Raw genomic sequence first — 11,444 nt, 5'->3', positions numbered from 1 at the left:
AACAATTGGTCCGTTCGTCTAGGGGTTAGGACACGTCCCTTTCACGGATGAAACACGGGTTCGATTCCCGTACGGACTACTTCGGTAGACAAAAACCACTCAATTGAGTGGTTTTTTTGTTTTTAGGCGTTAAAATAAATTACTCAAGTTGAAAGTTTTTAAGGGGAAATTTAAAGGATTTGTTGAATTTAAGTACACAGAGAAGTGTTTTGTTTGATTAGATACATTTTCAAAGTTTGTTTAAATAAAATGCTTGCTAATAACTTATGTATACAATTTGTTTATAATCTTATTGAATATATAATTCCTAGCTTAATTTCTAAAATGGATGAGCCTCAATCCTCAAATCAAGATTTTTTAAAAGCTTTTTTTGCCCCTTTCCATTCATTATTTAGAGGTCATTTGGTACGTTAAATAAATATCTCATACATACATGTCCTTAGATGTTCATTTTTAAGGATAAATTGATAATTTTACGAGACTCCGTGTTGATCCAACCTAATAATTTTTAATAAGAAATTTTGGTAAGAATGAATTCTTGGTCAACGGTAGATTATTTGTTGTATTTGAGTTTTGGTTTTTTTGCTTTTGGGGTATATCTCATCTCAAGAAAAGAATTAATTGCCACCAAGTTTTTGGGCATACAATTTCTAGGATTAGGTTACCAGCTTTTTGCAGGCTATTTCATTCAGCCCAGCCATATCTTTGATTATCCTCATTTTTTTAGGACCGCATCGCCCTTTTTCTACCTGCTAGGTCCTCTTTCCTATTTGTTCCAGCATTATTTATTATACCCAGAAAGGAAGTTCACTTGGACACAAATGTGGCATTTTCTGCCCTTTATTATACATGTGATCGAATATATTCCTTTTTACATTTTGCCTGCAGAACTAAAAATTCAAGAGGTTAATTTCGTATTCCAACAACATACTTTTTTCAATACAGTTTCCAATTTTGGTTGGATCTCTATGCGGGATCATTTGTTGGTCAAAACAGTATATTACCTCATATACTTGTTTTGGACGCTGTATGAACTGTATAAGTTTTACCAAACCACTTCCAAATCCTTCCTTCGGAAAAATTTATTGATAGTGTATTGGTTAACTGGAGATATGGTCATGAAATTTGTGGTAATCATCATCCATTTTTTTAATTTGGTCTTTACGGAAAAAAGGCACCTGGAGCTTACTTGGATGGATTATATTTTTATTTTCGAATATATCATCATGATGATATTCATGCTTTTGAATCCAAGATTATTGAAAGGTCCCACCTTGAAGGGATTAGTTTTGCAACATTCAGCAGGGACTTTGGAGAAAGAAATAAAAGAAAGTCACAGAAAAGAAAAAGCTAATCAGAAATTGTCCCGAGATAAGTCGGTGGTGTTTACCCTCAATCGGTTTTTTGAGACGGAACAATTATTCCTTCGGCCAGACATCACTTTGGCTGAAGTGAGTGCCTATTTGAAAATCAAGCCTAGGATTATCCGAATGGCACTTCAGATGGAATTGAGTCTGTCATTCTCCGATTATGTGAATACCTGGAGAATTCAATATGCCGAAGAGCAATGCCGTGAGAACCCCAAATGGAAGAATTACAAATTGGAAGTAATCGCTATAGAATCAGGTTTTGGAACCCGTCAGAGTTTTAATTCTGCCGTTAAGAAAATCAAAGGAGTATCGCCAGGTAAGTATTTTGAAAAAATTAACTAAGCCATTTTTTCAAGTTCAGATAGACACAAATTGATATTAATTTCTTACCTGTTTAGATACCAATGGAGAAAATTTAGCTGATCATGGCTCCCATCGATTATTTGTATTATTTGTGTTTCGTATTCTTTGCTTTTGGAGGCTCATTTTTCTTCAAAAAAGGAATTATTGCGGCCAAATTTTTAGGATTACTTTTTATTGTTTTGGGTTTACAGACTTTGTTAAATTATTACATACGTCCAGAATTATTATTATTGCACCCGCATGTATTTAGGACAGTTTCCCCGTTAATGCTCTTGTTAGGGCCATTGTATTATTTGTTTCAAAAGTTTTTACTGTATCCAGAACGCAAGCTGAAACCTATCTTATTCTTACATTTTCTACCATTTGCGCTACATGTCATTGAATATATACCCTTTTATATATTGTCTCCTGAACTAAAAATTGAGGAAATTAGAAAGGTCTTACAAGAGAATACACTGTATACGATAGATTCTCAATATGGCTGGATTACCATGCGAACTCATTTGAAATTACGAATCCTTTCCATCATATTTTACATCTGTTTGACATGTTATGATTTGGTGATGTATTACCGATCTTCGTCAAGGGCCTATTTAAAAAACAACCGTTTAATCGTCTATTGGCTGTTCTTCAATATGGGGATGAAATTTTTAGTCATGGGATTATTGATTTCCAGTTACTACTATGTGGAAAAATTCCAAATTACACTTGTTTGGAAGGATTTTGTCTACCTGCTGGAATACATATTTATGATGATATTTATGTTATTTAATCCTAAATTATTGGACGGCCCTACCTTACGTGGATTGATGTGGCAACAGGCCATGGGAAGAAATGAAGCCAAAATGGCTTTGGATACCCATGTCAGTTCCATCAAAATTGTATCAGGAAATAAACGAGAAAAGGATTTACTAGATTCGCTGAATCGTTTTTTTGAAACAGAGAGGATATTTTTGAAATCCAATCTGACTTTAGATGAAGTAGCTAAAAAGCAGAAAGTTAATTCCAGGTTGATTAGGATAGCAATTCAATCTGAGTTGAATTTGTCTTTCACAGATTACGTAAATACGTGGAGGATACAATATGCTGAGGACCAATGTCGGGAAAATCCAAAGTGGAAAAATTTCAAATTGGAAGTAGTAGCCCTTGAATCAGGTTTTGGTACCAGGCAAAGCTTTAATGCGGCAGTAAAGAAGATTAAAGGGGTTTCTCCTAGTCAGTATTTTTCTGAGTATTTATATTAAAAACCTTCCAGCAAAAATAAAAAACAGCATGCCTGTTGTGGGCATGCTGTTTCTATTTAAAATTTTGATTAAAGCTTCCAGCCAGCGCGGTATTCGCGTTTTACGAATTGGTTGGCATCTTCGAAATTGGTGATTTTCATGTTTTGACCATCCCACAGTAATTTCTTCCGTCCAGGGTAGTTGAAACGATTTGGCTGACCTTGTATTGGAGTACGAAGGGTATAGCTTCTGATAGCTAAATTTCCCATTAATACAGTTTCTGATAACGGACCTGCATAATCAAAAGTAGAGCTTAATTCTTTATGCTCCTTTGAATTAAAACCCGCTTTGCAAGCTTCTGCCCACATGGCCTGATGGCCGTATTCTTTTAAATTATTTGGCTCGACCTTTGGCATCTCTATTTTGTCACCATTATTAAGGTAAATGCGCGGCTCTAATCCATAAGTTGCATGAGTTAATACGCCTTTGCTACCAATCATGATGACTCCATTACTATTATCTGCCGTTCCAATGGGGTCATTGGCAGGGATTAAGTCTGGATGGAATCCTCGCAAACCTCCATCCGTCCAGTTCATGGTCACGGCGGATTTATTCTTTTTTGTGGCTGGAAATTTCAATTGGATGGACGCAGATGGAGGACAACCCTCTGGAATGTATTCTGGTTGGTTTCCGCTGATGAAAACGGAGCCAATACTAGCTTCTACTTCTGTAGGATACCCTAGACCTAAAGCCCTAAATGGTCCATCAATTAAATGGCAGCCCATATCACCCAAGGCACCAGTACCAAAATTCCACCAACCTCTCCATTTGAATGGGTGATAGGCAGGATTATAATCGGTGAAAGATGCCGGTCCTAACCATACATCCCAGTCGATGTCGGAAGGTTTCGCATGCTGACCGGTCGGCACTGGTATTCCTTGTGGCCAAATCGGACGATTAGTCCAGATGTTGACGGTATGTACTTTTCCAATTAATCCTTGGTCAATCCATTTAACAATTTGCTGTGTTCCTGGGCTAGAAGCACCTTGATTACCCATTTGGGATACAACTTGATATTTTCTAGCTGCTTCAGTCATGGTGCGGGCTTCGAATATATTGTGCGACATAGGCTTTTGTACATAGACATGTTTGCCTAATTGCATAGCGGCCATGGCAATGGCCGCGTGATTATGGTCGGGAGTAGAGATGGTGACAGCATCAATGCTTTTATCTTTTTCTAACATTACGCGCCAATCCTGGTATTGACCCGCTTTGGCATATTTTTCAAATAATGGCTTCGCCCTAGTCAAATCTACATCACAAAGCGCGACAATGTTGTTGACTCCTTCATTGTAGGCATTATTTACATCAGATAGTCCCTTGCCATTGATACCTACACCCGCAATATTTAGTTTATCGCTGGGAGCTCGGTAACCCTTACCCAAAACATGTCTGGGTACAATGTAAAAGCTACCGGCTGCGAGGGCACTTTTACCTAAAAAATCTCGTCTAGAAATGCTCATGAGTTAATGATTTAAAAGTTTAGATCTGAGTATAAAATGGTTTTTTAGATCATTACAAGGCACAATATAATTTAAAATAGTATAATATCTATCTGCATTTAGATTTAATCAAGTCATCTTACGTGTCGTGAAATATTCATTCCTTTATTTCATTGATGCAGGACAAGCTGCCGAATAAATTTCCCTAATTTGCAACTTCATGCCTTAATGAAAGGTAAGTTAGCTTATCATTTTTGTGAAAAGAGGTTTATTTATTTGCTTATTTTTTCTTGTACCTATGTGCCCGTCTTTAGTGGCACAGCAAATCGCAAGAATGCGGTCAGATGATAATTTCAATTATCTGAAGCTTGATACCAACCATCGTAGGACTTGGGATGAGTCATTGAAATTTTTACCTCTAATAGGTAAATCAACCATCAGCTTTGGAGGAGAGTGGAGAGAGCAATACCAATCCTATGAGCATGTAAATTTTGGCGATGTTCCCGAAAGTTTTGTTACGAATAGTCCTCATCAAATTATGCATCGAGTGATGTTGCATGCCAACTGGGAGCTGGGTTCTCACTTTCGGATTTTCACACAGCTGAATAATACTCTTCGATTTTTGAATGATAATCCAATTAATTCAACCTTGGATCAAAATGCTCTGTCATTGCATCAAGCCTTTTTGGAATGGCATCCTAGACCCAGTTGGTCGATACGATGGGGAAAGCAAGAATATACTTGGGGCTTAGAGCGATTGGTGGCTTTAAAGGAGGGACCCAATACGCGGCAGCCATATTATGGTGCGACGTTTAAATGGCAAGCTAAAAATCAGAAGATTGATGCATTTATTGCTAATCCCATGAAGCAAAATACGGGAGTATTTGATGATGTTCGCTCCTCGGAGGTATTGGCGGGAAGTGTTTGGGGACATACTTTTTCGAGCAAAAAAGATTTTTTTGATGCCTATTATTTCTTCTTTGAAAGCTCATTGCGAGAATATTATCTGAAAAAAGGCCTGGAGGCGAGAAGTACCTTGGGTACTAGGTGGTATAGCGAGAAAAAGACTTTTAATTATGACCTAGAAATAGCTGCTCAATGGGGGCATTACAACGATTTGGCCATTCGGGCAATGATGTTCGTCTATGATTTCAATTATGAGGCAAGGCATCATTTTTTCTTGGGTTTCAGTGGTAATTGGGTGCCTGGTGATGTTTCCAATGAGGATCAACAACTAAATACTTTTAATACCTTGTTTTCGAGACCACCGTTCGGACAAACTGTTTCGCTGAATATTACTAATACGCTGAATATCAGTCCTTATATTCGCTACTCAGATAACCACAAATGGTTAACCACGCTGAGAGCCTCCTTCGTTCAACGAGCCAGCCTTCATGATGGTATTTTTACTCCGAATATGTCGGCTTTACTTCCCGTACTAGGTCGACGAATTGATAGTCAAGCTAGCGGAGTAGCCGATATTTTTGCCTTAGAGGCTAATTATTTTGCCAACAAACATTTAACCTTTCAATTTGAATTAGGCTATTGTCGGGCAGGGGATTACCTTAAAGAATCAGGTCCGGGAAAAGACGTGAATTATTTAGCTACCCGAGCAGCGTATAAGTTCTAAAATGGCAGTTTGACAAGTTCTCAAATGACTTATCAATTTAATCGCACATTACTTTTTAGCGCTTCTTTAGGCATTTCTTTTTTGGAGAAAAAAAGAAACAAAAAAACATTATTTCCATTCGGTTAATCCAATACGAATTCCGCGTTGCGGAACCGATGTCCACTTCGCATACGGTTTTAATTTTTGACGCTTGTCTAAGTCCAGCGCACAGGTCAAAAATGCGCCTGCCGCTTCGCGCATGTTCCGTTCCCATCTTTCGTTGGGGATTAATCTAGGGTAACTTTCTTGTTATTCGACATGACTCTTCGGAACATGTCGAACAGCGAAATCAAACCACAGCTGTTTCCGCACAGAAATTCAATTCTCCAATTTTATTCACAATATTTTAATGCCTAAAAGCCTAAGCTTAGACAGAAGTATCTTAACTTCGCTAAATTTTATAAACCTATGAAAACTATCATTACCTCATTGGCACTGACAATATGTGCCTTTCAATCCACCGCTCAGACGATTTTAGAAGTTCCCGGTCGAGATATGACCGCCAAAATAGATACAGCGGGTTTTTCCGTTCTACCCTCTGGAAGATTTGTGAAGCCTGCTGGGAAAACACTTCGCATCAATGCTGACCCCTTTGGAATGGTCATCAGTCCCAACGGGAAATGGGCCATTACTTTGCATAATGGTGCTTTTACGCGCATTGATTTAGAAAAACAAGTTAGCAAGCGTTTCCCTCCTTATGGTACGCCTTCTAAACTTTCTCCTTACGGAAAAAGTACCTATTTAGGCGTAGTTTTTTCACCCAATAGCGAATGGATTTACCTAAGTGGGGGAGATTCAGGGAATATTTTGGTTGTGGAATTATCGACCGGTAAAGTATTGAAAACCTTTAGTCTAAACGGTACTTTCAAGGGCTACGATTTCGATGATAGTTTTACCTCTGATTTGGTGCTTTTGTCAGAAAAAAATGAATTATTGGTCTTGGATCGAGCCAACTTTCGCATGGTACGCATGAAAGCCGATACAGGTGAAATCGTGGGCGTAGTTCCTACAGGCAGACAACCTTTTGGCATTTCTCTAAGCCCAAATCATCAATTCGCCTTTGTGGCCAATGTGGGGATGTATTCATATCCTTTAGTAGAAGGAACTAATTTGGTCAATTTGAAAAGCCAACATATTCCTTGGCACCCATATGCGAATGACAGTAAGGAATCAAGGGAGGGAACGGAAATTATGGGTAAAAAAATACCGGGAGTCGGTGATCCTCGCTCGGAGGAAGCCATGAGTGTTTTCCAAATTAATTTGTCCACGAATCAAATCACCAAGAAATACAAGCCGGGTTTCCAATTGGGAGAAATGGTTGAAGAGATGGAGGTCGTAGGTGGTTCCAGTCCTAATTCCTTGGTAGTAAGTTCTAAGTTTGCTTATGTGAGTAATGCCACTAACGACAATATTGCGGTCTTGGATTATGCTACCCGACAAATCAAAGCACATATTCCGGTTAAATTAACTCCAGTATTGGACAAAAGAAGAGGTTATTTGCCCTTTGGTTTATGTTTAAGTAAGGATGAAAAAACCTTGTATGTTACCTTACTGGGCTTAAATGCTGTGGCCGTAATTGATGTGCCTAGCCAAAAAACCAAGGGTTTTATTCCTACGGGTTGGGGACCTACTCGTGTTCGACTTTCTGAAGATGAAAAGAAAATTTATGTAACTACTTGTAGGGGATATGGCGCAGGGCCCAATGGAGGAAAGGACTTTACAGCTCCTGAACAAGGATCCTATGTAGGTGATATTCAATTAGGTACCTTCCAAATCATCGATATGCCCAATGATCAGCAATTGGCAAACTACACACAAGAGGTAAAAAATAATACCTACCGTGAATACTCTGCCAAGGGTAGAGGAAATAAGGTATTTTCTCTGGATAAAAATGTACAAGCAAAATCTCCCATTAAGCACATTGTTTATATCACCAAAGAGAACAGAACCTATGATGAGATTTTTGGTCAATTTCCGGGGGCCAATGGAGATCCGACCATCGCTCGCTATGGATTAGACCAAACGGTAGTTTTTCCTGATTCCCTAAAAACCACTCACCACAATGTCAATGTCATGCCCAATCACTCCCTTTTGGCCAAGCGATTTGCCATGAGTGATAACTTTTATTGTGACAGTGATGCCTCCATTCATGGTCATCACTGGATGGTTGGGGTGATTCCTAACGAGTGGGTAGAGGCTAATTCCTCTGTGAGTAAATCAGCCAAAATCTTCTCCAAAGCGCCTGGAAGAAGACATCCTGGTACTACGGGAAGTATCGATCCTGAGGATTATGCGGAAGTAGGAGGCCTTTGGGAGGCATTGGAACGTAAAAATATTTCCTTCTATAATTTTGGTGAGGCCAATGAGACGGCGCATACTCGAGAAGATTGGGATGATACCTTAACAGGGGCGGGTCACGTAGTGATGGTTCCTATGCAAAAAGCCTTGTGGAAAAACACGAGCCATAATTATGCTGGATTCAATATGGATATTCCAGATATGTTCCGTGCCGAGCAATTTGAATCGGAATTCACGAGAATGTGGTTGACTGGCAAAAAGAAAATGCCTTCGGTGGTAACTATTCAATTACCGAACGACCATGGCTCAGATCCAAGACCAGAGGATGGTTACTTTAGCAACCATTCCTTCATGGCAGACAATGATTTGGCCTTGGCCAGGATGATTAGCTTCCTTTCTACTACGCCTTATTGGAAAAATATGTTGGTGGTGGTGACAGAAGACGATCCTCAGGGTGGGGTAGACCACGTAGATGCCCATCGCAGTGTTTTATTGATGGCGGGTCCCTATGTTAAAAAGAACTATGTTTCTCATAAGCATGCTAATTTCGGTTCGCTCTTACGATTGATTTATACCAATTTTGGCGTTCCTAGTGTGAATCATTACGATCAAACTGCCACTTTATTGGATGATTTCTTTACCGATAAGCCAGATTTTAGCCCAGTGGATTTCGTTTTCCCTGATCGTAGAATTTTCCAACCTGAGCTAGTAATGAAGAAATACAACAAGACAATTGATTGGAAGAAAATCAAAAAGAGAGTAGAAATGGATAATGTAGAAGAGATGCGCAAGGAACATTATAAAAGCCTAGAAAACAAGTAGACTTTTTCGCTAGATTTTGGAATTTTGTCGCAAACTTCTTTTAAATGTTGATGATTTTTTGATCAGTTAATAGGTTTTGTGTTATTTAATGGTAGTTTCGAATTCTATAATTAACCCATAAAAAATATTATTATGAAAAAATTACTTTTAGCTATTGCTCTTTTGTCATGCGGTTTATCTGCTCAAGCTCAAAAATGGAATGTAGATAAGTCTCACTCAAAATTAGGATTTAGTGTAGTTCACTTATCCATCTCTGATGTAGAGGGCGCTTTTAAAATTACAGAAGCTACGATGACTGCTGCGAAAGATGATTTTACTGATGCAAAATTCAATATTGTTGCTGATGTTAACTCTGTTTTTACAGACAATGAGCGTCGTGATAATCATTTAAAAAGTCCAGACTTTTTTGATGCGGCTAAATTTCCAACCTTAACTTTTTCCAGTAAAGCGATTAGCAAGGTTGCTGAGCGTAAATACAAATTGACTGGTGATTTAACAATGCATGGTGTTACTAAGCCAGTAACCTTAGATTTAGTATTGAATGGTACTACTACTAACCGCCAAGGCAAAAAGATCGCTGGATTTAAAGCTTCTGGTAACATTAACCGCACCGCTTGGGGTGTTGGAACTATGCCAGCTGCGATGGTTGGCGAGGAAATTGAATTACGTGCTAGCGGAGAGTTTATCCAGGAGTAATTCCAATTCCTTTAATATTAAAAAAGGCGACATCAGTCGCCTTTTTTGTTGCTTAATTTTTAATTCGAATCATCCAGAGCAGGGCGAAGCAAATGGCTCCATTCAGAATTAATTTCGCGAAACCAAAGCCTCCGAAAATTGCCTGAGCCTGCATTTCCAATACAAAAGTAATAATAGGAGAAGCCACACAAACAATAGGGACCCATTTATCCTTTACGGCTGTTTTGGTAAATAGTCCAAAAGAAAACAATCCCAGGAGTGGCCCATAGGTGTAACCTGCCAGATTAAATACTGCAGAAATCAATTCTTGGTTATTGAAAAGGTGAAATAATCCAATCACCACAAAAAATAAGGTAGAAAATCCCAAGTGTACATAATGCTTGATTTTATGTCTTTTTTGCTCTTGAAACTTCTCAATACGCAAGAAATCAATACAGAAGGAGGTAGTTAGTGCCGTCAAGGCAGAATCTGAGCTGGCATAGGAAGCCGCTATGATTCCCAATAAAAAAGTTACCGCTGCTAAGGTGCCAAAATGGCCATTCAAGGCTAGCATGGGATATAAATTATCCGTTTGAGCAGGAATCGCGATTTGATTGGATTGAGCATATAGGTATAATAATGCACCCAAGGAGAGGAACAATAAATTAATGAAAAGAAGCACCCAATAGAACCAAAACATATTTTTTTGAGCTTCCCCGATGGATTTACAAGTCAGATTTTTTTGCATCAAATCTTGGTCTAATCCCGTCATCACGATGGCTATGAATATTCCAGCCAGAAAATCCTTTCCGAAGAAATGGCTGTTTTTCCAATCCCATTCAAACATGTGCGAATACTTGCTATCTGAGATGGTATGAATCATATCCATCAAACCCATGTTCATTTGTTTGCCTACTAAAATGATGGTAATGAACAAGGCTATTAACAAAAACAATGTTTGCAAGGTATCTGTCCAAATGATGGTTTTCACGCCACCACGGTGCGTGTAAAGCCAAATTAGGAGGATAGAAATGAATACGGTCAAGCCAAATGGCACCCCGATGGGGGCAAAAATGGCGATTTGTAATACATTAACTGCTAAATATAAACGGGCCGCTGAGCCGATGGTTCTAGACAATAAGAAAAAGGCAGAGCCTGTTTTATAAGACCAAAAACCAAATCTGCTTTCCAAATAGCCGTATATGGAAATAAGGTTTAATCGATAATACAAGGGCATCAGGACCAATGCTATGGTTAAATAACCTAATGAATGCCCTAAAATGACTTGGTAATAGGTGAAATAGGTTTTACCAACTGCTCCTGGTACGGAAATAAAAGTCAATCCAGAAATGGATGTTCCGATCATACCAAAGGCCACTAACCACCATGGAGATTCCCTATTGGCTGTAAAAAAGGCGTGGGTATCAGCTCCTTTGGAAGTTATGTAAGAAATAAGTAAAAGTAGGCCAAAATAGATGGCAAGAATTCCCCCGGCTAATGTAACAGACATAGGTGTTTCAAA

The 11,444-nt window shown here is 38.7% G+C and carries 7 protein-coding genes and 1 tRNA gene; 6 read left to right on the top strand and 2 right to left on the bottom strand.

What is annotated here, in order from left to right; genetic code table 11:
• Positions 1-7 precede the first annotated feature (7 nt).
• From ESB04_RS02050 to ESB04_RS02040, 3 genes are all read left to right on the top strand, one after another.
• Positions 8-79 (top strand) — tRNA-Glu (locus tag ESB04_RS02050).
• 451 nt (positions 80-530) lie between these two features.
• The gene (locus tag ESB04_RS02045; protein ID WP_129025739.1) at positions 531-1,712 is read left to right on the top strand and encodes a helix-turn-helix domain-containing protein; all 1,182 of its coding nucleotides are present in this window, start codon (positions 531-533) and stop codon (positions 1,710-1,712) included.
• Positions 1,713-1,795: 83 nt separating this feature from the next.
• Positions 1,796-2,977 carry a helix-turn-helix domain-containing protein gene (locus ESB04_RS02040; RefSeq protein WP_129025737.1) on the top strand — a complete coding sequence of 394 codons (1,182 nt, stop codon included), beginning with the start codon at positions 1,796-1,798 and terminating at the stop codon, positions 2,975-2,977.
• Positions 2,978-3,045: 68 nt separating this feature from the next.
• On the opposite strand, the gene ESB04_RS02035 is transcribed toward ESB04_RS02040, so the two are convergent.
• Complete coding sequence (locus ESB04_RS02035) at positions 3,046-4,479, bottom strand: Gfo/Idh/MocA family protein (protein ID WP_129025735.1); 1,434 nt, start codon at positions 4,477-4,479, stop codon at positions 3,046-3,048.
• Between the two features lie 277 nt (positions 4,480-4,756).
• Here ESB04_RS02035 and ESB04_RS02030 point away from each other — a divergent pair, with 277 nt between their 5' ends.
• The 3 genes from ESB04_RS02030 to ESB04_RS02020 all read left to right on the top strand — a co-directional run bounded on the left by ESB04_RS02030 (position 4,757) and on the right by ESB04_RS02020 (position 9,943).
• On the top strand, positions 4,757-6,088 hold the full coding sequence (locus ESB04_RS02030; protein WP_129025733.1) for an alginate export family protein: 1,332 nt from the start codon (positions 4,757-4,759) through the stop codon (positions 6,086-6,088).
• A 447-nt stretch (positions 6,089-6,535) separates the two neighbouring features.
• Positions 6,536-9,247: an alkaline phosphatase family protein gene (locus tag ESB04_RS02025; protein ID WP_129025731.1), complete on the top strand. Its 2,712-nt coding sequence runs from the start codon at positions 6,536-6,538 to the stop codon at positions 9,245-9,247.
• 132 nt (positions 9,248-9,379) lie between these two features.
• A complete protein-coding gene (locus ESB04_RS02020) occupies positions 9,380-9,943 on the top strand; it encodes a YceI family protein (protein WP_129025729.1) in 564 nt (187 codons plus the stop codon).
• Positions 9,944-9,995: 52 nt separating this feature from the next.
• Here ESB04_RS02020 and ESB04_RS02015 read toward each other — a convergent pair whose 3' ends face one another.
• On the bottom strand, positions 9,996-11,432 hold the full coding sequence (locus ESB04_RS02015; protein WP_129025727.1) for a sodium:solute symporter: 1,437 nt from the start codon (positions 11,430-11,432) through the stop codon (positions 9,996-9,998).
• Positions 11,433-11,444 lie beyond the last annotated feature (12 nt).

Origin of the sequence: Aquirufa rosea, from assembly GCF_004118285.1 — a bacterium.
In the GTDB taxonomy this organism is placed as follows: domain Bacteria; phylum Bacteroidota; class Bacteroidia; order Cytophagales; family Spirosomataceae; genus Aquirufa; species Aquirufa rosea.
Note: the sequence above shows the minus strand (reverse complement) of the source record. Positions and strands in the feature narration are given on the sequence as shown.